This window comes from Vibrio renipiscarius (assembly GCF_000827885.1).
In the GTDB taxonomy this organism is placed as follows: domain Bacteria; phylum Pseudomonadota; class Gammaproteobacteria; order Enterobacterales; family Vibrionaceae; genus Vibrio; species Vibrio renipiscarius.
The window spans coordinates 15,252-42,185 of sequence record NZ_JTKH01000008.1; the positions used below are offsets into that span (position 1 = coordinate 15,252).

Genomic DNA, 26,934 nt, shown 5'->3' on the forward strand with positions numbered 1-26,934 from the left:
TAGCTATGGAAATCGCAGCACAACAATCACAAAGCAAGATTGCTCAGTTTTTTAAATTTGAAGAAAACCACACAAACTTTAAAAAGGAAATCATTGCCGGGTTAACCATTTTCACCACAATGGCTTACATCATTGCCGTTGTGCCAGGAATGCTCAGTAAGAGTGGCATGCCATTTGATGCGACCTTAACCGCCACGATTTTAATGACGGTAATAACCACTCTCGCGATGGCTTTCTACACCAATCGCCCTTTTGTACTTGGGCCTGGCTTAGGTAGTGTGGCTATCTTCTCTTACACTCTACTCGGTAATGGCGTTCCTCTTAGCATTGCTTCTGGCATCGTGTTTATTTCTGGCGTTTTATTTATGCTGGTCTCTTTCCTTGGCGTTCGCGACTTTATTGTAAAAGTGATCCCCCATGGCATTAAAGTGTCGGTCGGGGTGGGGATTGGTCTTTTCATTGCTCTACTTGGCTTCAAACAAGCGGGCATTATCGTTGCCGACGCTCGTAAAAATGTCCTGATCTTTGGTGATTTAACCACACCAGAAACGCTACTGGCTATTGCGAGCTTCTTCTTAGTGTTGTTCTTTACTACACGTAAGATTCAAGGGGGTATCATTCTCTCTATCTTGGTTACGACAATCATCGCGATTCCAATGGGTATTGCTCATGTTCCGGAGAACATGTTTAGCTTTCCCGCGAGCATCAGTGGCCTTGCATTTGAGCTCGATATTCTTGGCGCATTAGATCCGAAGTATTTACCCTTCTTACTCGCTTTCTTTATTCCTGACTTCTTCTCTACATTAGGTACGCTGCTCGGCGTAGGTAGCCAAGCTGGATACTTAGATAAAGACGGTAACTTACCAGGCATCGATAAAAACTTTCACGTTGACTCATGTGCGACAACATTTGGTGCACTATTCTCTACGCCGGTGATGACAACTTACCTAGAAAGTGCCGCGGGTGTTGAAGCGGGTGGTCGCACTGGATTTACTGCGGTGATCACTGCGATTTGTTTTGCGGCGACATTATTTTTAGCGCCACTCGCAGGCATGATTCCAACCGCAGCGACGGCACCGGTATTGATGTTTATTGGTATTACTATGATGAGCTCAATCCGCAAAGTGAACTTCGATGATGTGACGGAATATCTACCGGCGTTTGTTTGTGTCGTGATCTCTATCTTCTCGTTCAATGCAGGCAATGGTATTGCTGCGGCAATGCTGGTTTACGGTTTCCTAAAAATTGTGACTGGCCGCTACAAAGAAGACCATTGGTCTGTCTACGTGATTGCCCTACTGATGATCCTCTATTTCTATAACTTAACGATGCACTAATGCGGCCGTGTATTAACTGAATCCGGTCATAAACGGCACAATAAAATTCAGCACACTGCTCCCCATTGGATACGGTTGCTGAATCGCATCCAATATCCCCCCAAAATGCCCTTATATAAAGGGCATTTTTGTCACGGTCTCACCCACTCACTACTCTGGAAACAATGGGAGGGCACGCATATCTACTGGTCAATGTTCTCATTTTAACGTAAAATCTGCGCCCCTATTCCATCAGGTGGAATTGGCCTGACTTGAGATCAGATACTAAGAGAATTGAGCAATGACAGAGAAAAAATTCGTACCAGAACTGCTATCACCAGCAGGTAGCCTAAAAAACATGCGTTACGCGTTCGCTTATGGCGCCGATGCGGTATACGCTGGCCAACCACGTTACAGCCTTCGCGTGCGTAACAATGAGTTTAACCACGAGAACCTTCAAATTGGTATCAACGAAGCGCATGCCCTAGGCAAAAAGCTTTACGTGGTGTGCAACATTCAGCCGCACAACTCAAAACTAAAAACGTTTATCCGCGATTTAAAACCTGTGGTTGAAATGGGCCCTGACGCATTAATCATGTCTGACCCAGGTCTAATTATGATGGTTCGCGAAGCCTTCCCTGATGTGGCTATCCACCTGTCAGTTCAAGCGAACGCAGTAAACTGGGCAACGGTAAAATTCTGGGCTGCGTACGGCGTTGAACGTGTTATCGTTTCTCGCGAACTTTCTCTAGAAGAAATTGAAGAAATCCGTGAACACTGTCCTGAAACAGAACTTGAAGTGTTTGTTCACGGCGCACTTTGCATGGCGTACTCTGGTCGCTGTCTACTGTCTGGTTACATCAATAAACGTGACCCTAACCAAGGCACGTGCACTAACGCTTGTCGTTGGGAATACAAAGTAGAAGAAGGCAAAGAGAACGACTCTGGTCAAATCGTTGAAAAATTCGATCCAGCAGCGGTACAAACCATCGAAGTGGCTGACGAACGCCCTGAGACCACGATTGGTCGCGGCAAGCCTATCGATGACGTGGTTCTGCTTTCTGAAAGCCACCGCCCTGAAGAAAAAATGGCGGCGTTTGAAGATGAGCACGGCACTTACATCATGAACTCAAAAGATCTACGTGCTATCCAACACGTTGAACGTTTGACTCAAATGGGTGTGCACTCACTGAAAATCGAAGGCCGTACTAAATCATTCTACTACTGTGCACGTACTGCGCAGGTTTACCGTAAAGCGATTGATGATGCTGTGGCAGGCAAACCATTCGATGAAAGCCTAATGAGTACGCTAGAGAGCCTAGCACACCGCGGCTATACCGAAGGCTTCCTACGTCGTCACACGCACGATAGCTACCAGAACTACGACTACGGTTACTCAGTATCAGACGCGCAACAATTTGTTGGTGAATTCACGGGCAAACGCCGTGGCGATCTTGCTGAAGTTGAAGTGAAGAATAAGTTCATTGTTGGCGATAGCTTAGAGCTAATGACGCCAAACGGTAATGTGAACTTCACTCTGGAAGCGATGGAAAACCGCAAGTCAGAAGTGATTGATGATGCGAAAGGTAATGGCCACTTTGTCTTTATCCCTGTCCCACAAGATATGGATTTAGAATACGGTCTACTGATGCGTAACCTAAACGATGGTCAAGATACTCGTAACCCAACGGGTAAGTAACCACTACTTGGTAAAAATGAATGGCGCTGTTAATTACCGATAAATGCATCAACTGTGATATGTGTGATCCTGAATGCCCGAATGGCGCAATCAGCATGGGTGATTCGATCTTTGAGATTGACCCAAACCTATGTACTGAATGTAAAGGTCACTACGACAAGCCGACGTGTCAGTCCGTTTGTCCTATTACAAAATGCATTATCACCGATCCAAATCATATTGAGAGCGATGAAGAACTTCTTGAGAAGTTCGTCATCATCCAAGGTCTAGCGTAAGCCTAAGACCGCCTCACTAGGTTGGATGTCATCACTAAAAAGGCTCATCATTGATGAGCCTTTTTTATTGCGCATAAACCCGTTCAAATCACTTTAACCTGATTTAATAATCGGGAAGATATTGCAGTACAATTCCTTCTCATATTGAAAATCAAGCTGTTCACGCCAGTTTACCGCCTTGCCAATAGGGATGAGGAAAAAAATTTCTCGCGACGTATCGGTAACAAACGCTAAGCCATGAGGCATTAACTCATAGTGCACATCATGCACGAAATTAGGGTCTAATCTTTGCCTGCCAGTAAGATGATTCACTTCATCACGTGAAATGGTTACCGACTCCGTAGCACTGCTAAATCTCAGCTTTAGCCACTCAGCAAAATCTTTTGCACATACCATTGTCATGGGAGTGTCCTTGCTTCTGTTTGAATAGGAGTTAAGCCGAGCTTCCTATTTCATGATTGAAATTTGTGTAACCAACTTTTCATAATTATTGTTGTCGTTAAACGCCAGTAAGCGCATCAAGATACATATCAAAAGGATAGTTATTTAAATCTAGAAGAGGATTCCAGGTTTCTCCACTTTCAAAGTGTGAATTCTATTGCTTCACTATTTTTAAGCGTCGGGTTTAGACGGCTTATTGGTTCTGCTGAACGATTTGCAGACACTGTTGAGGCATGATTTTCTTCGGTTTAGGCTTCGCGACTTTAGACGTATTTTGAGAAGGCTCTTCTTTCTTAGATTGCACCGTTTTTACGGGGTACTTAGGGTGCCAACTCGCTACTTCTTTCCCACACCCATCCCCGGCAGGTGGTGGCGCTTGATTGACACAAGTCGCATCACCACTAGGACACGCGAGACGCACGTGCATATGGTAATTGTGCCCCCACCAAGGGCGAACTTTACGAAGCCAATCACGATTTTCATCAGCATCGCGGCACAATTTTTCTTTGATCAACGGGTGAACGAAAATTCTGGCTACTTGCTTATCTCGCGCAGCCATCTTGACCATTTGAAAATGGCGATCATCCCAATTTTTATCGATCAACCGATACGATTTCATATCAACAAGACTTTGAGGCTTGGGAACTTTAAGGGTATTTTCCGAGAGTTTTTTATCTGCCAAACGAAACCAAATATCAATATCTAAGCCGGTTTGATGGCTAGAGTGCCCAGAAGAAAAGCGACCACCTTGAGGGAGAGACATGTCCCCAATCAAGAGATGTGTATGTAAGTCTTGATCGGCTTTTTGGGCGAGACGGGTAATAAATTGAATCGCTTCTGGGTGGCCATAATAGCGTTTATTTTGACTGCGCAGCACCTGATAACCTTGCCCTTCTAACGGCAACGCTTTGCCACCAATCAAACACCCATTCGCGTAGCTTCCGACCGATTCAGAAGGCGCATTGGAAGGTTGTGAATAGCCTTCCCATGGGGAAGAAAAGACCGAGACCGAAAAAGAAAGCGATACCATACAGATTGCCAATTTTAGCCATATCGCTTTCATCGAGTCCTTCCTATTTTTATCTCACTACCGCGCGATTTATTTGCGCGAGTTTAGTAGTGCTGAGCGTTATCGTAATAACCGCTTGCGTTCAACGCAGTAAAAATAACCGCGACATTAATATCTTCACCAATAATGCCACGCACTTGATCAGTAATGATTTTTGCCACGGAATCTTGCGTCTCTTGGCCTCGGTCAAACCACAACACCTCAACAAATGGGTAAGCAGCACTAACTTCGCCTTCATGATAAAAAGTAGTGTAAATATACTCAAAGGTGAAGTCTTCACGCGGACTATTCATGTGTGATTGCAGTTCATCAATGAGCGATTTAGACAGCGTTTGAACTAATTGTGGTTCAACCGCACGAAAACGGAAATGAGGCATATTTTGCTTCCTAGTAATGATTTTTATTTATGATACTCGTTTGTCGTGCAAAGGGCACATACAAACGAAAATACGGATCGCAGAGCAATAAAAAAGCCGCTGATAACAGCGGCTTTTCGATTCCATAAGGAAAATAGCAACGAGAGTTACGGCATTTCGTCGAACTCAGCGCCTTCTTTTTCAACTTGTGGAGGCATAAGATGCTCTTTGGTGATACCCAATTTCCATGCTAGCGCCGAAGCGACGTAGATAGATGAGTATGTACCAACGGTGATACCTAATAGCAATGCGGTAGCAAAACCATGAATCATCGCGCCGCCTTGGGCGAACAACGCGATCACTACAAACAACGTCGTCGCTGACGTAATCAAAGTACGACTTAACGTTTGAGTGATTGAGCTGTTGATAATTTCCGTTGGACCACCTTTGCGCATTCGGCGGAAGTTTTCACGAATCCGGTCGAATACCACAATGGTATCGTTGAGTGAGTACCCCACTACCGTTAGCAATGCCGCGACGATGGTCAAATCCACTTCAATTTGCATGAAAGAGAAGATGCCCAGCGTAATGATGATGTCGTGCGCAAGTGCAAGTACCGCACCCGCAGCCAGACGCCATTCAAAGCGCATTGAAACATAAGCCAGAATACACAGCAGCGAAACCAAGATAGCTAAGCCACCCGCTTCTGTCAGTTCATCACCCACGTTAGGGCCAACAAACTCGATGCGACGCATCTCAACCGCTTCACCTGTGCCGTCTTTGATGGCTGCAATAATCTGGTTGCCTAGCGTTTCACCTGAGATATTCTCACGCGGGCTAAGACGAACCATGACTTCGCGAGCGCTGCCAAAGTTCTGAACAATGGCATCACCAAAACCTTTATCATCAAGCGCAGTACGAATGCTTTCAAGATGAGCAGGTTGTTCAAAACCCACTTCAATCAGCGTACCGCCAGTAAAATCAAGGCCCCAGTTCAACGACTTGGTGGACAGCGTAAAGATTGACGCACCAATCATCAAAAGCGAAAACACAAAAGTAAACTTTGACCAACGTAAAAAGTCGATCGTACTTTCTGCTTTAAGAATTTGAAACATAATAATTCCTAGCCTTAGATCGACAATTTATCGACGCGCTTACCACCGTACAATAGGTTAACCACACAACGTGTGCCTATGATGGCGGTAAACATTGACGTCAAGATACCGATAGATAATGTCACTGCGAAGCCTTTCACCGCGCCCGTACCAACGGCAAACAAAATGATTGCTGTCATCAGGGTGGTGATGTTGGCATCCGCGATGGTGCTGAATGCGTTCGCGTAACCTTGGTGAATCGCTTGTTGTGGAGAGCGTCCATCACGTAGCTCTTCACGGATACGTTCAAAGATCAGTACGTTGGCATCGACTGCCATACCGACGGTTAGAACGATACCAGCGATACCTGGCAAGGTCATTGTTGCTCCAGGGATCATCGACATAATACCAATGATAAGGACCAAGTTAGCCATCAACGCCATGTTGGCGATCATGCCAAATTTGCGGTAGTAAATCAGAGTAAATAGCATCACGGCTACCATACCCCAAATACACGCTTGGATACCCATATCGATATTCTGTTGACCCATAGATGGACCGATCGTACGTTCTTCAACGATTGAAATCGGTGCAATCAACGCGCCTGCACGAAGTAACAATGCTAGGTTTTGCGCTTCTGCGGCAGAATCAATACCTGTGATGCGGAAGTTACGACCCAGCGCCGATTGAATCGTTGCTTGGTTAATCACTTCTTCATGCTTAGATAAAATAACTTTGCCTTCCGGAGTCTTACGGCCACTGTCTTTGTATTCAGTGAATACCGTTGCCATTAGCTTACCGATGTTCTTCTTAGAAAACGCCGACATTTTGTTACCACCTTCGCTATCAAGCGTGATGTTAACTTGTGGACGACCGTATTCATCAACGCTTGAGCTTGCATCAGTGATGCTTGCACCGCTAAGGATGATACGTTTTTCTAGAACAACAGGACGACCATCAGGATCGAATTTGATTTCACTACCCGCAGGGGCACGGCCGCTGGCTGCAGCAGCAAGATCAGCTTTCGAATCCACTTCACGGAACTCAAGTGTTGCTGTTGCGCCCAAAATTTCTTTTGCACGCGCAGTATCTTGAACACCTGGAAGTTCCACTACGATACGGCTAGCACCTTGACGCTGAACCAAAGGTTCCGCAACGCCAAGTTCGTTAACACGGTTACGTAGAATTGTGATGTTTTGTTCGACGGCGTAGTTACGGATCTCTTGTAAACGTTGCTCAGTAAAAGTCGCAATTAACGCGTAACGGCCATTGCCATCAGACTCGGTAAACACCATGTCTGGGTGGTTCTTCTCAAGAATACGTTTCGCATCAGCAAGTTGCTCTTCATTGCGAAGCAATACTTCAACCGCATCTTTGCCTGAGGTACGAATCGCTCGGTAACGGATTTTTTCTTCACGCAGTTCACTGCGGAAGCCTTCTTCCTGTTGACCGACCAATTTATCCATCGCTGCATCCATGTCGACTTCCATAAGGAAGTGAACACCACCACGCAAATCCAGACCCAATTTCATTGGAGAAGCACCAATCGCTTCTAGCCAAGTCGGGGTCGCAGGTGCAAGGTTAAGTGCAACAATTTTATCTTTATCGAGACCTTCACTGATCACATCACGAGCACTGATTTGTGTATCAGTGTCATTGAAACGAACGAGAATTGAACCATTTTCTAAAGCAATGGATTTAAAAGAGAGGCTCTGCTTATCGAGAGCTTGAGTGACAGAATCCAGCGTTGCCATATCTACAGAGGCGCCGCGCGCCCCTGTAACTTGAATTGCTGGATCTTCACCGTAGATATTAGGAAGTGCATACAAGGCTGCAAGAGCAATGGTACATACCACCAGCAAGTACTTCCATAACGGATAACGGTTTAGCACAGCGAGGATCCTTTAGCTGTCTATAGAGATTTCAGTGTACCCTTTGGTAGCACTGCTGAAACGAAATCTTTCTTGATAACGACTTCGTTGTTCGCGTTAAGTTCGATTGTGATGTAATCGGTCTCTTCAGCGATTTTAGTGATACGACCGACTAGGCCACCACTGGTTAGAACTTCATCACCCTTGCCCATGGAAGCCATTAGGTTCTTATGCTCTTTAACACGCTTAGATTGTGGGCGGTAGATCATGAAGTAAAAGATCACCGCGAACATCGCAAGCATGATAATCATTTCAAAACCGCCACCAGGTGCGCCTTCAGCTGCTGCATGAGCTTGAGAAATAAACATGAAAATATCCTCTATTATTTTTTTTGATTATCCAACAAATTGGGCTACGGCTTACTATATTCAAGACTCTGATTCTGTAATAGAGATCGTACTCTCAAAAATAGCGCGCTTTTGCTCATTTGTTAGGCGGGCACACCGTTGGAATGCTGGTTATGCCTACCATTAATAAAAGCCTCAGGATTATATCCTAAGGCTTGTATTGGTTACTGTTTGCCAATCGGCGGAACTTCACGATTGCGACGAGCGTAAAACTCTTCAACAAACTGTTCAAAACGATCTTCGTCAATTGCAGTACGAATGCTTTCCATCAGACGTTGGTAGTAACGAAGGTTATGGATGGTGTTCAAACGCGCACCCAAGATTTCGTTACAACGGTCAAGATGGTGCAAGTACGCTTTCGAGTAGTTTTTGCAAGTGTAACAGTCACACTGTGGATCCAGTGGTGTTGTATCCGTTTTGTGTGTCGCATTACGGATCTTGATCACACCGCCAGTCACAAATAGGTGACCATTACGTGCGTTACGCGTTGGCATTACACAGTCGAACATGTCGATACCGCGACGTACACCTTCTACTAAATCTTCTGGTTTGCCAACACCCATTAAGTAACGAGGTTTGTCTTCCGGAAGTTGTGGGCACGTGTGCTCAAGAATACGGTGCATGTCTTCTTTTGGTTCGCCTACTGCTAGACCACCAACCGCGTAGCCGTCGTAACCGATCTCAGTCAGACCTTTCACTGATACGTCACGAAGATCTTCGTACACGCCACCTTGAACGATACCAAATAGGCTGTTCGGGTTTTCTAGCTTGTCGAAGTGATCACGTGAGCGTTGTGCCCAACGTAACGACATTTCCATCGATTTTTTCGCTTCATCGTGTGTCGCTGGGTATGGCGTACACTCGTCAAAAATCATAACGATGTCTGAACCTAAATCTTTTTGGATTTCCATCGACTTTTCAGCGTCCATGAAAACTTTGTCACCGTTCACAGGGCTACGGAAATGCACACCCTCTTCAGTGATTTTGCGCATCTTGCCTAGGCTGAAGACTTGGAAACCGCCTGAATCGGTCAAGATAGGACCTTGCCAGTTCATGAAGTCATGCAAGTCACCGTGCATTTTCATCACTTCTTGACCAGGACGTAGCCATAGGTGGAAAGTGTTGCCTAGCAGGATTTCAGCACCCGTTTCTTTTACTTCTTCTGGTGTCATACCTTTAACAGTACCGTAAGTACCAACAGGCATGAATGCAGGGGTTTGAACCGTACCGCGTTCGAAGGTCAATTGACCGCGACGCGCGACGCCATCTTTCTTCTTAAGATCAAATGTTAATTTCACGAAGCCTCCAATGTCAGAGAAACAGTCTGACAAGATTATCGGGCAAATTGCCCACTAAAAGGAGCGGTCGCATATTCCCTGCGAAACGTAAAGGTTTCCCCCTACCTCCTAGCCTACTGCTAGCACTCGTCATGTTAAATATATTGCTTGCTGCCCTCACCCCATCCTGAGAATGAAGTGAAAGAAGCCAAGGATTAAACCGATGGCTTGAACTGAATCACGCCTATCGACTCAACACTTATCCGTTCGTTTTCTTCTGGATGAACATCGAGTCACCATACGAGAAGAAACGATAGTTGTTGTCCACTGCATGCTGGTAAGCGTTCATGGTATTGTCATAACCCGCAAACGCACTCACCAACATAATCAAAGTCGACTCTGGTAAGTGGAAGTTGGTGATCAAACAATCCACTAATTGGTACTCATAACCAGGGAAGATGAATATTTCTGTATCGCCAAAGAATGGTACCAAATCTGTGCCGTTTTTCAGCGCATCTTGCGCGGCACTTTCTAGTGAGCGCACTGAGGTTGTGCCTACCGCAATAATGCGGCCGCCACGCGCTTTGGTTGCGTTAATCGCATCCACGACGTCTTGGGTTACTTCTACGTATTCAGCATGCATATGGTGATCGTGGATATTGTCCACTTTCACCGGCTGAAAGGTACCCGCACCCACGTGCAAAGTCACGTAAGCAAGGTCCGCACCTTTCGCTTTAATTTTATCAAGCAACACTTCGTCAAAGTGCAAACCTGCGGTGGGTGCCGCAACAGCACCTGGCTTTTGGTTATAAACGGTTTGGTAGCGCTCTTTATCCGCATCTTCATCAGGACGGTCGATATAAGGAGGCAAAGGCATATGGCCGATTTGCTCTAGTATCTCGAGTACGGTTTGGTCTGAATGAAATTTCAATTCAAACAAGGCGTCATGACGCGCCACCATTTCAGCTGAAAACTCATCGTTTTCACCCAAAAGAATCATCGTGCCTGGTTTAGGCGATTTTGAGCAGCGAACATGCGCAAGAATACTTTTCGTATCCAGCATTCGCTCTACCAACACTTCCAGCTTACCGCCTGACGCTTTGCGGCCAAACATACGTGCCGGAATGACTCGGGTATTGTTGAATACCACTAAGTCGCCCGCTTCAACATGGCCTAGCACATCGGTAAAGATACCATCGACTAGCTCGCCACTATTGCCATTCAATTGCAGCAAACGGCTCGAAGTACGTTCCGGTTGAGGGTAACGGGCAATCAGTTCATCAGGAAGGTCAAAATGGAAATCAGATACTTGCATGTGCTTTGTCTTAATCGGTTAAACAAGGAGATATTGCGAAGGTTTTTCGCAGCCGAATAGTATATGCGCAGAAGCCTCAATAGCAAGGAGAGATATTGTAATCTCGCCAGTTCCATCAAGATTTATGAAGCGACGACGCCCCATGGACTCAATGGAGAATCACCAGTGATTACGCCGTACAAATTTCCTTACTATTTAAAGGGGATTTTGCTTTAAAAGCGGTGCCCGATCTCAACACGCTCAATTATTTACTCCTACTATAGTAACAGTAAGAAGCGTTACCTATCGGGTAACCCTCTGCGTAAATCATTAAGGAGGTCACTATGATAAAAGTCGCAGACATGATGACTCGTAGCCCACACACCTTGTTACGCTCTCATCAGTTGGTCGATGCAAAGCACATCATGGAAACATTAGATATTCGCCATGTCCCAGTGGTGGATGCAAACCGTCGTTTACTCGGCATTGTATCGCAACGTGATTTACTGGCCGCACAAGAATCCAGCCTGCAAGACATCCCCGAAAATCAGTCTTTTACTTTGAGCACGCCACTGTATGAGGTGATGCGTACTAACGTCATGACCGTCACACCGAAAGCGGGATTAAAAGAAACGGCCATCTACATGCAAAAGCATAAAGTCGGCTGCTTACCCGTCGTCGAAAAAGGTCAGCTAATCGGTATTATTACTGACAGTGATTTTGTCGGTATTGCGATTAATTTATTGGAATTACAAGAAGAAGCTGAACCTGAAGAGGTGGATGAGTAGCCAAAGAGAAAAACACGTCGTCACATAAAAAAGAGCGGCACTGCCGCTCAAAGAACATCAAAACATTGTGTTATTTGTCGTTAAATGCTCATTTAAGTACGCTTCAATTCGATCGTAATGGTTTCAATTACAACGAATTACGTTAACCTAACGGCATTTTTATAAGGAACATGCCACCAGCCAGATAGCCTTTCGAGACGGACTAAATGGCGGGTTATCACGCGAAAAGTTTCTGCGTTCCCCAAGCCAATACTCGATGTAATGACTTGGGATGAAACCCATGACCTAAACAACATACGTTGCCAGTATCACGCGAACATGGCTTAAAACTGGTCTTCTTCCGTTGATCCCGTTAGAGCGGTGACGGATGAGTTACCACCTTGAATGGTGTTTGTCATCTTATCAAAGTAGCCGGTTCCCACCTCTTGCTGGTGCGCGACAAAAGTATAACCTTTGTCTGCGGCTTCGAATTCTGGTCGCTGTACTTTTTCAACGTAATGACGCATACCTTCACCCTGCGCGTAAGCATGAGCCAACTCAAACATGTTGAACCACATGTTATGGATACCCGCTAGCGTAATGAATTGATATTTGTAGCCCATATCTGACAATGCCTGCTGGAACTTGGCAATGGTTTCTGAATCGAGGTTTTTCTCCCAGTTAAACGACGGCGAGCAGTTGTACGCCAGCAGTTGGTCGGGGTATTCGGCATGAATCGCTTCTGCAAATTTACGCGCTTCTTCTAAACACGGTTTTGCAGTTTCACACCAAATTAGGTCAGCATAAGGCGCGTAAGCTAGGCCGCGTGAAATGGCTTGGTCTATCCCCGCTCGAACGCGGTAGAAACCTTCCGCGGTGCGTTCACCTTCAATAAAATCTTTATCGTATGGGTCACAATCGGACGTCAGTAGATCCGCCGCATTGGCATCGGTACGCGCTATAACCAGCGTGGTTGTGCCCGCCACATCCGCCGCCAAACGCGCCGCCACCAGCTTTTGCACCGCTTCTTGCGTCGGCACGAGCACTTTACCACCCATGTGGCCACATTTTTTCACTGACGCTAACTGGTCTTCAAAGTGCACACCGGCTGCGCCCGCTTCGATCATGGATTTCATTAACTCATAAGCGTTCAACACCCCACCAAAGCCCGCTTCGGCATCCGCAACGATAGGTAAGAAATAATCTAATCCCCCTTCATCGTCTGGGCTCTTACCGTTAGTCCACTGAATTTGGTCAGCACGGCGGAAAGAGTTATTGATGCGCTTCACGACGGACGGCACAGAATCGACCGGATACAGTGATTGGTCAGGGTACATGGTTGAGGCCGTGTTGTTATCCGCCGCCACTTGCCAACCTGAAAGGTAAATCGCTTCAATACCGGCTTTGGCTTGCTGCACCGCTTGCCCCCCCGTCAGCGCGCCTAAGCAATTCACATAGCCTTTTTTGGCATCCCCATTGACCAGTGACCAAAGCTTATCTGCACCTCTTTGAGCGATGGTGTTCTCCGGCACCATTGAACCACGAAGGTTGACCACTTCTTCCGCAGAATAAGGGCGTTTTACCTGTTGCCAGCGTGGATTGCTTGCCCAATCTTGTTCCAGAGCTTCGATTTGTTGGCGTCGAGTTAATGTCATATTCTATCCCTCATTTAGTGCGCTGTGCGCTATTATCTTTGGCTGACGGTACATCCTGCTCCACCAGTAGTTCTCACGTTATTGGATTGTTGCTATTCGTTATGCCTTGCTATATCCCTTCTCTGGTTGACTACTCTAGGTAGTCATAACCAGGGATGGTTAAGAAATTCGTCAACTCATCACTGGTGGTCAGTTTCGCCATCAGTTGCGCCGCTTCAGTAAAACGCCCCGATTGATAGCGCGCCTCGCCCACTTCTTGTTTCACCACCTCAATTTCTTCCTTTAGGTATTGCTCAAAAAGGGTTTTCGTCACCACTTGCCCGTTATCGAGATCCTTACCATGTTGAATCCATTGCCATATTGAAGCGCGTGAAATTTCTGCGGTGGCAGCGTCTTCCATCAAGCCATAGATCGGTACACAACCATTGCCCGAGATCCACGCTTCAATGTATTGCAATGCCACGCGGATGTTGTGGCGCATCCCTTGTTCGGTTCTCTCCCCTTCACAAGGTGCGAGTAACTGCTCTGCCGTAATGGAAGCATCATCTGCGCGGCTAACATCCAATTGATTATGTCGTTCGCCCAGCACCTTACTAAATACGTCCATGGCCGTATTGGCGAGACCAGGGTGCGCCACCCAAGTTCCATCGTGACCGTTATTTGCTTCCAGTGATTTATCGTTATAAATTTTGTCGAGAACTTGCTGATTCTGTACCGGGTCTTTTGCTGGAATGAAAGCCGCCATTCCCCCCATCGCAAAGGCGCCGCGTTTGTGGCAGGTCCGAACCAAAAGTCGTGAATACGCGTTGAGAAATGGCTTTTCCATCGTGACGACTTGTCGATCAGGCAGCACTCGATCTGGATGATTCTTCAATGTTTTTATGTAGCTAAAGATATAATCCCAGCGACCGCAATTGAGGCCAACGATGTGTTCTTTTAGAGCAAAGAGGATTTCATCCATCTCGAACACCGCAGGTAACGTTTCAATCAATACCGTTGCTTTGATCGTACCGGTGTGTAAACCAAAGTACGCTTCGGTGAAGTGGAATACATCACTCCACCATTTTGCCTCATGATGCGATTGCAGTTTAGGGAGATAGAAATAAGGCCCACTGCCTTTTTTTAATAAGGTTTGGTAGTTGTTGTAAAAGTAGAGTGCAAAATCAAACAACGCACCTGGAATGATTTTGTCATTAAATGTGACGTGTTTTTCTTTGAGGTGCAGACCGCGCACACGGCAGATCAGTACCGCAGGATCCGGGTTTAAGTCGTATTGCTTACCGTTGTTTTCATTGGTAAAGCTGATCGCGCCTAAATTCGCATCACGTAAGTTCACTTGACCATCTAGCACCTTACTCCACGCTGGCGACATTGAGTCTTCAAAATCGGCCATAAACACTTTCACGTTCGCATTAAGCGCATTGATGACCATTTTTCGATCCGTCGGGCCGGTAATTTCAACGCGGCGATCTTGCAAGTCAGTCGGGATACCGAGAATCTTCCAACTCCCTTCGCGGATATCTTGCGTCTCGGGCAGAAAGTCTGGCAACTCACCATTGTCGATGCGCGCTTGCTGTTGCTCTCGAGCCGCAAGCAAACTGTCAATACGCCCAGCAAACTGATGGCACAACAACGCAAGGAAGGTTTGCGCTTCCTGCGGATAAATCGATTGATGTTGCGCATTTACCTCACCCGTAGTGGTAAGTAATGACAAAAACTCTTGGGCTTCCAATACGGATTTGGTCTGTTCAGTCGTTTGAGCAAGCATGATTTCTTCCTTTAAATCTTGAGAGTCCGACCTATCCGCTCGCACTTTCATTTGTAATTATCAGACTACATTTTTATACATCAATTCCGATATCGATAATGTCTTCATCGTGCTGTTTGAGGTTACTTTCCCTAAAAAACCACTCGATAACAATCTAGACATAGGTCTTATAAAACCTTTATTTAACTTACATGACTGTGCTAATTAACAGAACCCCACAAGTGAAGTTTGAAGTTTTATCCGGTGGGCTTTAACTTGTTGAATCATGACCACAATCTGTATGTAGTTACGTAATTAATTTACAGTAAAAATGGTCATGTGAAGACAATTCAAACAGACGTTTGAATACTAGAAGTCGTGTTTTTACACTTTAAAAATAGAGACTTAGTTGGATAAAGATGGAAGGAATCAAACAGGAAATACGGTAGGTTTTGTAAAATTAACAATGTGTAATTTTACTATTTAATGAAATCTTCAAAAATTATTTATTGTGAAATTTTACAAGTTAAATTGCACCATCAGAATTAAATGCTAAAAAACGCGCTACATTTAGCGCGTTAATGTATTAAACATCACAAATATCGGCTAATACCAACCGCTATAGTAGCTCTGAAACAACATCTGCTAATTGATTAAAAGTACTCACACGAGACGAACTTGGACGCCAAACTAAGCCAATATGGCGATGAGCTTGCTGACCAGGAGGATCAACCACCAGCAAATTTTGATTCTCAATCAAGCCATGGTCAATCGCCATCTGGGGAATAAACGTTGTACCAAGACCGTTCGCCACCATTTGCACTAGCGTATGCAAACTTGTGGCCGAAAACGGGTTTATTTTCTCTTTAGCCGTTAATTGGCAAGCCGAAACCGCATGCTCAGTCAGACAGTGCTCACGTTCCAATAAAAAAACAAACTCGTTAGGGAGATCATCGTAACGGATCGGCACCTTAATGGTATCTGCTTGATTTCGGCTGATGATCATACGGAAAGGATCACTACCCACAATGCGGCTATGCATACCATCAATATCAACCGGTAAAGCTAAGATCAGCACATCCAAATCACCATGGCGTAATGCGGCCAATAAGTTGGTTGTCGTATCTTCACGCAACAGCATATTTAAGCCAGGAAAGCGCTGGTTTACTTCTTGCACAAGATTACACAGCAAGAAAGGCGCAATGGTTGGAATACAACCGACACGCAAGCGCCCTTCCATTTCCCCACCCTGACAGACTCGCCCTAACTCAACTAAATCTTGCCCTTTGGCGAGTAAATCGCGACCTTGCTGAACAACCAATTCACCTGCATGAGTAAAAACCAGCGGACTTTTCTTGTCTTTCTTTTCATAGAGAGGACAACCAATCAGCTCTTCAAGATTTTGAATGCCTTTACTTAGTGTTGATTGACTGACGAAGCATTTTTCCGCGGCATCGCTGAAGTGACGTGTTTCATGAAGGGTCACTAAATAGTGTAATTGTTTGAGACTGGGCCATTTATTCATAATTCTATCGCTAACAGCTACCTTTCTAGTGACCAAGTTAATGAATCAAACTTTTATCGCTTTTTTCGATTAACTTAATCTATTTAATTCGCTTTTTTCAATAGTACAATCTGTACTATAGTTTGTCCCGTACAAACAAGGACCAAACCAAAATCAATCGAATGGTTTGGAACATACCAAAATTTTTAGGAGCAAAAAAATGGTACTAGTAGGTCGTCAAGCCCCTGACTTTACTGCAGCAGCTGTTCTAGGTAACGGTGAGATCGTTGATAACTTCAACTTTGCAGAATTCACTAAAGGTAAGAAAGCGGTTGTTTTCTTCTACCCACTAGATTTCACTTTCGTTTGCCCATCTGAGCTAATCGCTTTCGATAACCGTCTAGCTGATTTCCAAGCTAAAGGCGTTGAAGTTATCGGCGTTTCTATCGATTCTCAGTTCTCTCACAACGCATGGCGTAACACTGCTATCGCTGATGGCGGTATCGGTCAAGTTAAGTACCCTCTAGTTGCTGACGTGAAACACGAAATCTGTAAAGCATACGACGTTGAGCACCCAGAAGCTGGTGTTGCATTCCGCGGTTCTTTCCTAATCGACGAAGACGGTCTTGTACGCCACCAAGTTGTGAACGACCTACCTCTAGGCCGTAACATCGACGAAATGCTACGTATGGTTGACGCACTAAACTTCCACCAGAAGCACGGCGAAGTATGTCCTGCACAATGGGAAGAAGGTAAAGCAGGTATGGACGCATCACCTAAAGGTGTAGCAGCGTTCCTATCTGAGCACTCTGCAGACCTAGCTAAATAATTTAGCCTGAGACGCAAAAACGAGTTAAGTCATTAACTCGCTATTACCCCCGCTCAACGGGTAATCGGTTGGACAAATAAAGCATAAGCGCAAAGCGCAACGCCAATCAGTAATAGTAAAGTCTTAATAAAAAGCCCGAAGCATCGCTTCGGGCTTTTTTATTCCCGCAATTTCTGTTCATGTCTCCCTCTCTATATAGTCATTTTCGTATAGCGACCCCTTTTTTTAGTGCGACTCGATCTATAAAACCGATTGTCGAATCGGCTTTTGCGGCGTTATGATAAAGACACGGTGATGGGGTTCCACCGTGACCTTTCGGTCAAAACCGCACTATGCTAATGACTCCTACAGAAACGAAAACAGGTCTGCCTGTTGGATATGGTTTGTATTTTAGATACATCCGTATGAGTTCTGTAGTGAGCATGCTAACTCTCTCCAACCCCACCTGTTTTTCAACACAATTAAACGACACCCACGATTGTAACGGTTTGATTTCGGCGTTAACTGTCCGATGTAGCGGCCATTTCGATTGTTCTCTGGTTGTCATTGAGTGGGAAAACATCATGCAATATTCACACGAAATTCAATCCATGTGTCCAATTCAACGGGGCGATTTACATGCTTCGGCACCTATCCCGGTTGAAGGCACAATGGTTAACCCTAAAGATGTCATTGCCATTTCAGGCCTAAGCCATGGCGTTGGTGCTTGCGCACCACAACAAGGCGCGGCCAAGCTCACCTTGAATGTAAAAAATGGCATCATCGAAGAAGCACTGATTGAAACCATCGGCTGCTCAGGCATGACGCAATCGGCTGCGATGGCCGCGGAAATCCTCACCGGCAAAACCATTCTTGAAGCGCTCAATACGGATCTAGTGTGTGATGCCATCAACGTCGCCATGCGTGAAATCTTCCTCCAGTTTGTTTATGGCCGAACTCAATCTGCTTTTTCTGAAGGTGGACTGGAAATCGGTGCCGCTTTAGAAGATTTAGGCCAAACACAACGCAGCCAAGTGGGAACCAGTTACGCGACACTCGCCAAAGGTGTGCGCTATATGGAGCTCGCCGAAGGCTATGTAACCCAATTGGCTCTGGATGAAAACAGTGAGGTCATCGGTTATCAATACCTCAACCTCGGCAAAATGATGAAAGCAATAAACCAAGGCATTCCTGCTGATGAAGCGGCCAAGTCCGCTAGTGGCACTTATGGTCGGTTTGACGAAGCCGTCAAAACCATCAATCCACGCCAACAATGATTGCCCGTTAATTTTGCTGTAAATAAGAGGAAAAAATCATGACGACTCAACTTACCCCATCCGTACGTCGCGTATTAAATGAAATGAATTTGGTATCGTTCGAGCAAGCTCATCAGTATTGCCTTGAACATGGGATTGATGCGAAAGCACTGGTACTCGATACCCAACCGATCGCGTTTGAAAGCGCGGCTGACGCATATGCCTTAGGCACTGCTCTCGCGATTTATCGCCAAGCAAAAAATGCCGAACAAGCAGCCAATATCATTGGTGAAGGCTTGCAAGCCGTGACTAAATCCGGAAGTGTCGCGGAGCAGCGTCAAGTCGGCATCGGCCATGGTCAACTTGCCGCTCGCTTACTCAATGAACAAAGCCAATGCTTTGCATTTTTAGCCGGGCACGAATCTTTCGCGGCCGCAGAAGGCGCCATTAAAATTGCGCTTAACGTCAATAAATCTCGTCAATCGCCACTGAAAGTGATCTTAAATGGTCTAGGCAAAGATGCCGCTTATCTCATCTCGCGTATTAATGGCTTTGCCTATGTGCGCACGCAATTTGACTACCAAACCGGTGAGCTCCACGAGGTTGAACGCCGCCGTTTTTCACAAGGCCCACGAGGTGACATCTTGTGCTACGGCGCAGATGATGTGCGTGAAGGCGTGGCGATCATGCATAAAGAACAAGTGGATGTGAGCATTACCGGCAACTCAACCAACCCAACTCGCTTCCAACATCCTGTCGCGGGCATCTACAAAACGGAACGAAATCGTCAAGATTTAGCGTATTTCTCTGTCGCATCCGGTGGCGGTACCGGCCGCACGCTGCACCCAGATAACGTGGCCGCGGGCCCTGCCTCATATGGGATGACCGACACCATGGGTCGCATGCATGCAGACGCTCAATTTGCTGGCAGCTCTTCCGTGCCAGCGCACGTGGCGATGATGGGTTTTATTGGTATGGGCAATAACCCGATGGTGGGCGCTACCGTTGCTCTCGCCGTAGCGGTTGGGGAGTTACATTTGCAAGCAGCCTAATTAACCCAACGTATTTTCGGTTAAAAGTAGAGTCCAAATGGCGCGGGTCTGCTTTTAACCAAGTCTAAGCATGGTCGCTTTCTCCCTTAGCTCACCTTTCTAATAAGACGGAAATATCGCTATTCAGACAAAGCGTGTTCTTTAATAGACTTTATCCTGATCTCCCCTTTCCAGGGTCCCATTGTCTCTTTATGATGGCTTATAACATTATTTCAATCTCTTGCCATTGAATGGGCGAGAGTAAAAGACTCAACAATGGAGATCGACTATGGCTTTCTTTTCACTGGCTTTTGGTACAGCGACAAAAAACCGCGACGGTAAAATCATCGAAGCGTTTTTTCCACACCCTCAACTTAACCCAAGTGAGGCGTTGGTTCAGGCGCTAGCCGCTGTCGCAGGTTACGAACAAGGCAACCAAGCGATCGAAATCTCTGCGGCGCAAAGCGCTGAACTTGCCGCAGCATTCACTGCAAACAACGATGTCGCTAATGCTGCTTTCGCTGCCAAAGCAGCAGAATCGGCACAACCGCTTGTTTTAGTGATTTTAGCGACAGATGAACAACCCCAATCAGTGGCAGAAGGCTTCCTTAAGCTACAGCTGATCTCTAACCGTCTGGTGAAACCACATGGCACCGTTCTGGATGGTATCTTTGGTCTACTGCACAACATCGCATGGACGAACGAAGGCCCTATCGACCTACCAGAATTGGCAGAACGTCAAATTGAAGCTCGCCTAGCAGGCCGCGCACTTAGCGTTGATTGCGTTGATAAGTTCCCTAAAATGGTGGATTACGTTGTACCAACAGGTGTGCGTATTGCGGATACCTCTCGCGTACGCCTTGGCGCTCACGTTGGTGAAGGCACCACGGTTATGCACGAAGGCTTCATCAACTTTAATGCAGGTACAACTGGTGTGAGCATGGTTGAAGGTCGTATTTCTGCTGGTGTTGTTGTAGGCAACGGTTCAGACATCGGCGGTGGCGCTTCTATCATGGGTACACTATCGGGTGGTGGTAAAGTCGTGGTTTCTATCGGTGAAAACTCACTACTTGGCGCAAATGCAGGCCTTGGCTTCCCTATGGGTGACCGTTGTACGATTGAATCAGGCCTGTATGTGACGGCAGGTTCAAAAGTACGCATGCTTGACTCTGAAGGTAAAGAAGTTGAAATGGCAAAAGCGCGCGACCTTGCTGGTGTTTCTGATTTGCTTTTCCGTCGTAACTCAGTGACTGGCCAAATCGAATGTTTAGCGAACAAGAGCGCGGTTGAGCTAAACGCAGAGCTGCATAAGAACAACTAATTGCCGTTGCCCTGTAAGTCACTTTGACACTAAAACATCAATCCCTGCAATTAATTGCGGGGATTTTTATTATTACCATAGAAAAATTCAATTGTAGCTATTAAGCTCCGCTCCTTATTATCAATCTCGTCCTGCAGATGCCCGAAGCTGAATTATTCTAATGAAAAAAATCGTTTACCTATCACTTGCCTTGTTGACTGGCTGTTCTTTATCGCCCGACGAGCCGCAAAATTGCGCCTGTGAAACCCCGCCGACTTATCAGCCGAGTGATAACCAGCAAGAGAACATCAATCAACTCATGACGTATGTGGCAAAAATTGCCAAAGAACGCTGGGGAGAAGATGAGTTTGTGGAAGCCGGTAAGCATCGTTATGTAAAGTACCTTGATGGCTTCAGTACCCGCGCTCACATCGATTTTGATAAGGGCAAGATTTACGTTTCCACCATTGCCCAAAATCAGCCGCACCAGAAATTACAAAAAGCGATCACTCAAACCTTACTTATGCCTGCCGATCCAGCGCATGCTCAGTTGTTTAGTGATAAAGAAGCGGTCCTGCGTGGCAAACCGTTTTTACTGGGTCAGGTTGTCGATCATGAAGGTAAACCTATCGAATGGGAATGGCGTGCGAATCGCTACTCAGACTACCTGATGGCCAATAAGCTACAAAGTAAACCCATCAAACGTGGCAACGCCTACTATGTAGAAATCAACATGGTAAAAGATCACTTAGAGCAGCGAGAATATCAGTATGCAGGACTGATTCGTGAGGCGTCTAACCGGTACGATATCCCTGAAGATTTAATCTATTCGATCATCAAAACCGAAAGCAGCTTCAACCCTTACGCGGTCAGTCATGCTGGCGCGTATGGTCTGATGCAGGTCATTCCAAAAACCGCAGGCGCTGATGTTTTTAATCTGGTGAAGAAAAAACCCGGTATTCCCACGAAAGAATACCTGTTCGATCCGGCCAACAATATTGATACCGGTGCCGCGTATTTCTACATCTTGAAAAATCGCTATTTGCGAGATGTGAAACACCCAACCTCAATGCATTTTAGTATGATTTCCGCTTATAACGGGGGTACAGGTGGCGTAATGTCCGCCTTTGACAGCAGCGATCGAAAGCGCGCGATGGTGAAGTTAAATGCCGCCTCGCCAAAACAAGTTTATGACACGCTCACCACTCAGCATCCAAAAGCAGAAGCACGCCGTTATTTACAAAAAGTGCTCTACTTTCAAAAAGACTTCAATGAGAACGTCATCTAAATCAAAAAGGCTTGGCACTTGCCAAGCCTTTTCTCATTCTAATACGCGCATTACCTAATTAACCTGGGTGCCCGTCAGCGCGTGGCGTGATCAACATATAGCCAAATTTGAAGACAAACAAAGCAAAAGCCACCGCCCACAATACCGCACTGATATCGATCATTACGAGCATTTGAGCGGGGAATAACACCACACCAAAACTACGTATTAAGGCGGCAACAAATAAGAAGATAAACGCCCATGCTATTTTAGGGCCTTCATAAATCGCACGTCCGGTATGTCCCATAGTGACACGGGTGACCATGGCTAAAATCAAACCAGCCAGCGCTCCAATCGCCAATAAATGAATCATATTATGTTGTGCAAAGACGTTCTGCCATAAGCCTCGAGCAAGCAAGCTAAGAGGGATGCACAAGTAAGCTAGGTGCAGTGACCATACCAGCGGTTCTTTCAATGTTCGCCACGGTTTCCAGCGCAACACTTTCACAAGCTGTGCAATCCCCGCTATCACCATCAATGACTGACCCAGTTCAGAAAATGTTAACGGGAAGAAACTCAAGACAAACAGAGCCAATAGTGGAATATTGCCCATCCATTCTAACCACGCAAGCGGTTGTGGCTTTTCAAAATTAAAACGACGCGCAGTAAAGAAAGGGATAACTCGGCCGCCCATAACAGCGAGCAATAACGTGAACCACCACAACATTGCTTGCCAAACTGCCGATGCAGAAAAGGGAGGCATGCCTTTCACGCAAGCGTAGCTAGCAAAATTAGCCGCGATCGCTAAAAGAAATAACGGAACAAAAAAGAGATTGCGCCAGCCTTTTGCTTGGAAGACTCGCCACGCCACTTCATAAGCGGCAAAAGCGAGGAATAGCGCGTCGAAAATAGAAATGACCCAAAGGGGTACCGGCGTCCAAAAGAGTACGCGAGGTATCAACCATAACAGCACAATCATTAAGAGCCGGTAGCTTTTGGTCCCATTCACTCCGGTCCAATTCTGTACTGCGGTTAAAACAAAGCCAACCACAATCGCCATTGCAAAGCCAAATAGCATTTCATGCACATGCCACCATAGCGCGGGCACTTGTAATGCCGACGGTTGGCCGGTGCGAAACATCCACACCCAAACAGGGATAGCGATCAACGCATAAATACAACCCAACAAAAAGAAAGGACGAAAACCAAGACGTAAAACAGCTGGGATTTTTTCTTCTACCCGCTTATCAGTAATATTGAGCAAAGTGATACTCCAAAAATAATATCGGCCTTTAATGGCAAACTTGGTCATTGCATTTTTTACGCCAATATAAAATCACTATATTTCAATAATTTAAAATAAATTGATTTTATATAGAGTCATTTAGACCTTACTCAAATGTGTCACTTTGACTTTATAGCTTTAATTGGACTTATAGCTTATTGAGATAACATCGAACCGATGGTGCTTTGGTCATCCGATGATTATCGATATGATGAGCAGTCTCTTCCAATGAAACGAGCATAATATGACCGACTATATTTTTGGCTATGGCAGTTTAATGAACTCAGCATCGCGACAGCTGACGGGACAAACCTCCGAGGCGACACCCGCGATTGCTCATGGCTTATGTCGTTACTGGGGGAAAGTGGATGAAAGCTACCTATTGGCTCCATTAGTCGTCACTAAGGGAGATGGCATCGTAAACGGCGTATTGCTGCAACTCGATAGCGAACAATTAAGTGAATTTGACCATCGTGAACGAGGCTATCAACGCATCAAGTTGGATCATAACGCCCTAGAAAGCACATTGAATTTAAGTACAAATGATAACGTGTGGATCTACATCACCGATCAAGCCATTCCACCGTGTATCGTGAGTCCAATAATGCAAACCTATGTCGATACGGTATTAGCGGGCTGCTTAGAAGTCTCTGACCGGTTCGCTCAACAATTTATCGATCACACCATCGGCTGGCATCACCCACGAGAAAACGACCGTCAAAACCCGAAATATGGCAACCTTGCCGGTGTAAGCCGCGAAGCCATACAAAAAATCGACCGTTTACTGGCGAGCCGCTAATCTTCACCATCAAGACTAACGCACTCTTTCTCACTCAATGAGAAAGAGCGTTATACGCTCAAAAAGTCGCCGATATAATAGCCCGCCACCGACCATGGCTAATCCCCGTACTGATCTGAGCACCCTAATGTCATCTTCACAAAATACTATCGATAAACGCATGAGCATCATTGCGCTAACCTGGCCTTTGTTTGTCGAAATCATGCTACGTACCGCCCTTAATACCAGTGATGTTTTCATGCTCAGTGGTTATTCCGATCAAGCTGTCTCGGCGGTAGGTGTCATCGCTCAACTGTCTTTTTTCCTGATCATTATTTCATCAATGGTTAGCAGTGGTACCGGGATTCTTATTGCACAATATAATGGATCCAACCGCCAGCAAGATTCGGCACATGTCGGTATTGCCAGTATTTTGATGTCAGCCTTCGTTGGGGTTTTTCTGAGCATTTTCGCGGTGGTCGCGGCGTACTATTTATTGCCTTACTATGGTTTAGAAATCCAAGTAGAACACTATGCTCAAGAGTACCTTTTAATTAGTGGTGCGATGACCTTCAACGTAACAATGGGCATTGTATTAACGACTATTTTACGCAGTCATGGCTATTCTCGCTCCCCAATGATCGTCAACTTAATTGCTGGCGTCATCAACATTGCCGGTAACTATGTCGCGCTCTATCAGCCCTTTGGCCTGCCCGTTTATGGCGTCGAAGGGGTTGCTATCTCAACGGTATTTGCCCAAATTCTCAGTACATTGATGCTGTGCTTTAAACTGCACAACTCCGATATTGAATTACCTTTTGCTCAATGGAAAACCATTCCACGCGATATTTACCGTCGCATCATCCGTATTGGCGCAATGAATGCCGGTGAAATGTTAGCCTACAATTTGGCTCAAATTACGATCATTTATTTCGTCGTGCAAATGGGGACCGCGTCCTTAGCCGCGTTTACTTATGCGCAAAATATCGCCCGAATTTCTTTTGCCTTTGCCCTCGCCGTTGGCCAAGCCAGCCAAATTCAAGCTGGGTACTTTATTGGCCGCGGATATATTGATGCGATCTTAATTCGAGTGCAAAAGTACTTCTTGGTCGGCTTTATCGTGACCAATATTGTCACCATCTCGACCTTCTTATTGAGCGACACCATCATCCCGTGGTTTACCGAGCAACCTGAAATAGCCGCGTTAACCGCAAGTCTCATCGCCGCTTCTATCTTGTTAGAATCTGGGCGGGTGTTTAATTTAATTTTTATCTCTGCCTTAAAAGCCGCGGGTGATATTAAATTCCCTGTCCAGATGGGGATCGTCAGTATGTGGGGAATAGGCGTATTAATGAGCTACTTACTCGGCGTACATTGGGGTTATGGTGTTGTCGGTGCATGGGTAGCCATTGCGCTTGATGAATGGTTTAGAGGCCTTATCATGGCCAGACGTTGGCGAAGCAAAGTGTGGACACGCTATCAATTGAAATAGCGCCACAACCGGCCAGGTATTTGATATCGATTCAAATACCTGGCCCATTAATTGATGCAAGTATCAGTAGTTTATGACAAAATATCATTAATAATGAAGTGGTTGATTATTAAAACCTGCAATTGCACAATGTTCTTTAGTTTACATTCTTCTGACAAAAGAAGTTTTTCAAACTCTATCCTTTCTCTCACGCCACCTATATTCGCTTTATACTATTATGAAAATTAACACCTATAATCATACCAGTGACAATACCTTACTAAAGGAGTTTGACCTGGATAAATCAAGTTCAAGAATCATTTTGAAAAGCTTTCATACCGCTCTGATTGCCATTGCCATCTGTTTACTGGTGAATGTTGCATTACGGATCGACTACATTTTTTTGGGTAATAGTCTCGGTGAAGCATCAGTCACAGAAATACTCGAACTGGTTATGCTCGCTATTTCAAGTTGTTCATTTTTCTTAGTCGCTAAGCAGCGATCTTCACTAAAACATGCCGCGGTACTCGTAGGCGCATTTTTCTTAGTGATGTTTATTAGAGAAAATGATGGCTGGTTGGATCATATAGCCCATGGTTCTTGGGTATATCCAGCCGTTTTAACTGCCGTCGCTGCGATTATCTATGCCGCAAAGAATGGCAAGCAAAGCGTTACTCAACTGGCTGTCATTCTTAATACACCCTCTGCCAATCTGCTTATTTTGGGCCTCATTATGCTGCTGGTTTACTCTCGCTTAATGGGGATGGGGGGATTCTGGAAAGATGTGATGAGCGAACATTACGTGCGCGATGTAAAAAGTATTGTCGAAGAAGGCACCGAATTGTTGGCTTACTGCATCATCGCCTATGCATCCGTCAAAATTCAGCGTCATCTGAAAAAGGCCTAGCCGTTAAAGCCTAGTCGTTCAAAAAGTCGGCCGTGTGAGGCGTCTCTATCCCTTCACAC

At 45.7% G+C, this 26,934-nt stretch carries 24 protein-coding genes and 1 riboswitch; of the genes, 12 read left to right on the top strand and 12 right to left on the bottom strand.

What is annotated here, in order from left to right:
- Positions 1 to 5: 5 nt before the first annotated feature.
- From OJ16_RS07500 to OJ16_RS07510, 3 genes are all read left to right on the top strand, one after another.
- Positions 6 to 1,337 carry an NCS2 family permease gene (locus OJ16_RS07500; protein WP_040989020.1) on the top strand — a complete coding sequence of 444 codons (1,332 nt, stop codon included), beginning with the start codon at positions 6 to 8 and terminating at the stop codon, positions 1,335 to 1,337.
- 280 nt (positions 1,338 to 1,617) lie between these two features.
- Positions 1,618 to 3,015, top strand: coding sequence for a prephenate-dependent tRNA uridine(34) hydroxylase TrhP (gene trhP / locus OJ16_RS07505; RefSeq protein WP_040989021.1), 1,398 nt, complete (start codon positions 1,618 to 1,620; stop codon positions 3,013 to 3,015).
- Positions 3,016 to 3,035: 20 nt separating this feature from the next.
- Positions 3,036 to 3,290 (top strand): YfhL family 4Fe-4S dicluster ferredoxin, encoded by a 255-nt coding sequence (locus tag OJ16_RS07510; RefSeq protein ID WP_040989022.1) that lies wholly within the window; start codon positions 3,036 to 3,038, stop codon positions 3,288 to 3,290.
- Between the two features lie 93 nt (positions 3,291 to 3,383).
- Here OJ16_RS07510 and OJ16_RS07515 read toward each other — a convergent pair whose 3' ends face one another.
- The 8 genes from OJ16_RS07515 to queA form a co-directional block, all read right to left on the bottom strand.
- Positions 3,384 to 3,692, bottom strand: a complete 309-nt coding sequence (locus OJ16_RS07515) for a hypothetical protein (protein ID WP_040989023.1) — start codon at positions 3,690 to 3,692, stop codon at positions 3,384 to 3,386.
- Positions 3,693 to 3,924: 232 nt separating this feature from the next.
- A complete protein-coding gene (mepA, locus tag OJ16_RS07520; RefSeq protein ID WP_082030226.1) occupies positions 3,925 to 4,794 on the bottom strand; it encodes a penicillin-insensitive murein endopeptidase in 870 nt (289 codons plus the stop codon).
- A gap of 50 nt (positions 4,795 to 4,844) precedes the next feature.
- Complete coding sequence (locus tag OJ16_RS07525) at positions 4,845 to 5,177, bottom strand: DUF1904 domain-containing protein (RefSeq protein ID WP_040989024.1); 333 nt, start codon at positions 5,175 to 5,177, stop codon at positions 4,845 to 4,847.
- Between the two features lie 146 nt (positions 5,178 to 5,323).
- A complete protein-coding gene (secF, locus tag OJ16_RS07530) occupies positions 5,324 to 6,271 on the bottom strand; it encodes a protein translocase subunit SecF (protein ID WP_040989025.1) in 948 nt (315 codons plus the stop codon).
- Between the two features lie 14 nt (positions 6,272 to 6,285).
- On the bottom strand, positions 6,286 to 8,142 hold the full coding sequence (gene secD / locus OJ16_RS07535; protein ID WP_040989026.1) for a protein translocase subunit SecD: 1,857 nt from the start codon (positions 8,140 to 8,142) through the stop codon (positions 6,286 to 6,288).
- A 20-nt stretch (positions 8,143 to 8,162) separates the two neighbouring features.
- Complete coding sequence (gene yajC / locus OJ16_RS07540) at positions 8,163 to 8,489, bottom strand: preprotein translocase subunit YajC (protein ID WP_040989027.1); 327 nt, start codon at positions 8,487 to 8,489, stop codon at positions 8,163 to 8,165.
- Positions 8,490 to 8,692: 203 nt separating this feature from the next.
- The gene (gene tgt / locus OJ16_RS07545; protein WP_040989028.1) at positions 8,693 to 9,826 is read right to left on the bottom strand and encodes a tRNA guanosine(34) transglycosylase Tgt; all 1,134 of its coding nucleotides are present in this window, start codon (positions 9,824 to 9,826) and stop codon (positions 8,693 to 8,695) included.
- Positions 9,827 to 10,064: 238 nt separating this feature from the next.
- Entirely contained in the window at positions 10,065 to 11,120 is a 1,056-nt protein-coding gene (gene queA, locus OJ16_RS07550; protein ID WP_040989029.1) for a tRNA preQ1(34) S-adenosylmethionine ribosyltransferase-isomerase QueA, read from the bottom strand.
- A gap of 323 nt (positions 11,121 to 11,443) precedes the next feature.
- On the opposite strand from queA, the gene OJ16_RS07555 reads away from it, so the two are divergent.
- Positions 11,444 to 11,887: a CBS domain-containing protein gene (locus OJ16_RS07555; protein ID WP_040989030.1), complete on the top strand. Its 444-nt coding sequence runs from the start codon at positions 11,444 to 11,446 to the stop codon at positions 11,885 to 11,887.
- A gap of 323 nt (positions 11,888 to 12,210) precedes the next feature.
- On the opposite strand, the gene aceA is transcribed toward OJ16_RS07555, so the two are convergent.
- The 3 genes from aceA to OJ16_RS07570 form a co-directional block, all read right to left on the bottom strand.
- Positions 12,211 to 13,521 (bottom strand): isocitrate lyase, encoded by a 1,311-nt coding sequence (gene aceA / locus OJ16_RS07560; protein ID WP_040989031.1) that lies wholly within the window; start codon positions 13,519 to 13,521, stop codon positions 12,211 to 12,213.
- A 130-nt stretch (positions 13,522 to 13,651) separates the two neighbouring features.
- A complete protein-coding gene (gene aceB, locus OJ16_RS07565) occupies positions 13,652 to 15,289 on the bottom strand; it encodes a malate synthase A (protein ID WP_040989032.1) in 1,638 nt (545 codons plus the stop codon).
- A 598-nt stretch (positions 15,290 to 15,887) separates the two neighbouring features.
- Complete coding sequence (locus OJ16_RS07570) at positions 15,888 to 16,793, bottom strand: hydrogen peroxide-inducible genes activator (protein WP_040989033.1); 906 nt, start codon at positions 16,791 to 16,793, stop codon at positions 15,888 to 15,890.
- A gap of 199 nt (positions 16,794 to 16,992) precedes the next feature.
- On the opposite strand from OJ16_RS07570, the gene OJ16_RS07575 reads away from it, so the two are divergent.
- The 5 genes from OJ16_RS07575 to mltC all read left to right on the top strand — a co-directional run bounded on the left by OJ16_RS07575 (position 16,993) and on the right by mltC (position 22,455).
- Complete coding sequence (locus OJ16_RS07575) at positions 16,993 to 17,601, top strand: peroxiredoxin C (protein WP_005594153.1); 609 nt, start codon at positions 16,993 to 16,995, stop codon at positions 17,599 to 17,601.
- 281 nt (positions 17,602 to 17,882) lie between these two features.
- Positions 17,883 to 17,956, top strand: a riboswitch (Fluoride riboswitch).
- A gap of 208 nt (positions 17,957 to 18,164) precedes the next feature.
- Positions 18,165 to 18,857 carry an iron-sulfur cluster assembly scaffold protein gene (locus tag OJ16_RS07580; RefSeq protein ID WP_040989034.1) on the top strand — a complete coding sequence of 231 codons (693 nt, stop codon included), beginning with the start codon at positions 18,165 to 18,167 and terminating at the stop codon, positions 18,855 to 18,857.
- A gap of 38 nt (positions 18,858 to 18,895) precedes the next feature.
- Positions 18,896 to 19,888, top strand: coding sequence for a GGGtGRT protein (locus OJ16_RS07585; RefSeq protein ID WP_040989035.1), 993 nt, complete (start codon positions 18,896 to 18,898; stop codon positions 19,886 to 19,888).
- A gap of 268 nt (positions 19,889 to 20,156) precedes the next feature.
- Complete coding sequence (gene dapD / locus OJ16_RS07590; RefSeq protein WP_040989036.1) at positions 20,157 to 21,188, top strand: 2,3,4,5-tetrahydropyridine-2,6-dicarboxylate N-succinyltransferase; 1,032 nt, start codon at positions 20,157 to 20,159, stop codon at positions 21,186 to 21,188.
- Positions 21,189 to 21,348: 160 nt separating this feature from the next.
- Entirely contained in the window at positions 21,349 to 22,455 is a 1,107-nt protein-coding gene (gene mltC, locus OJ16_RS07595; protein ID WP_040989037.1) for a membrane-bound lytic murein transglycosylase MltC, read from the top strand.
- A gap of 58 nt (positions 22,456 to 22,513) precedes the next feature.
- Here mltC and OJ16_RS07600 read toward each other — a convergent pair whose 3' ends face one another.
- Positions 22,514 to 23,698, bottom strand: coding sequence for an NnrS family protein (locus OJ16_RS07600; protein ID WP_040989183.1), 1,185 nt, complete (start codon positions 23,696 to 23,698; stop codon positions 22,514 to 22,516).
- 265 nt (positions 23,699 to 23,963) lie between these two features.
- Here OJ16_RS07600 and OJ16_RS07605 point away from each other — a divergent pair, with 265 nt between their 5' ends.
- The 3 genes from OJ16_RS07605 (at position 23,964) to OJ16_RS07615 (ending at position 26,875) form a co-directional block, all read left to right on the top strand.
- Positions 23,964 to 24,518, top strand: a complete 555-nt coding sequence (locus OJ16_RS07605) for a gamma-glutamylcyclotransferase family protein (RefSeq protein WP_040989038.1) — start codon at positions 23,964 to 23,966, stop codon at positions 24,516 to 24,518.
- A gap of 127 nt (positions 24,519 to 24,645) precedes the next feature.
- Positions 24,646 to 25,989, top strand: a complete 1,344-nt coding sequence (locus OJ16_RS07610; RefSeq protein WP_040989039.1) for an MATE family efflux transporter — start codon at positions 24,646 to 24,648, stop codon at positions 25,987 to 25,989.
- A gap of 217 nt (positions 25,990 to 26,206) precedes the next feature.
- Positions 26,207 to 26,875, top strand: coding sequence for a hypothetical protein (locus OJ16_RS07615; protein ID WP_040989040.1), 669 nt, complete (start codon positions 26,207 to 26,209; stop codon positions 26,873 to 26,875).
- Positions 26,876 to 26,934 lie beyond the last annotated feature (59 nt).